This window comes from Rhodobium orientis (genome assembly GCF_003258835.1).
Classification (GTDB): Bacteria; Pseudomonadota; Alphaproteobacteria; order Rhizobiales; family Rhodobiaceae; genus Rhodobium; species Rhodobium orientis.
This window is the reverse complement of sequence record NZ_NPEV01000190.1, coordinates 1-261: the sequence shown is the minus strand read 5'-3', so window position 1 is coordinate 261 and position 261 is coordinate 1. Positions and strand designations below refer to the sequence as shown.

The 261-nt window shown below is 44.4% G+C and carries 1 pseudogene; it reads right to left on the bottom strand.

Going from position 1 to position 261, the window contains the following annotated elements:
• Nucleotides 1–261: pseudogene (locus CH339_RS25785) on the bottom strand (hypothetical protein); the annotation flags it as partial.

Sequence of the window (261 nt, the reverse complement as noted above, 5' to 3'; positions counted from 1 at the left end):
CATTTTCGCCAAAGAATGAATAATCGATGCTCCCGCTTTTCGGAAGGCCCTCTGCGGCAAGATCGACTTTCAGTTCATCGACTTTTTCTTCCGGAACTTTGATGACTGAACCGTCAGTCGCAACTTCAGATGGAATACCTTTTTCATCGAGCACCTGTTTGATTTGGCCGGTTTCTTCAGCTGACAAATCTTTATAGAGCGGCACCATTTTATTTGACGAAGCAACAATTCCAATGATGATTGACAGGATGACTGCCAGAG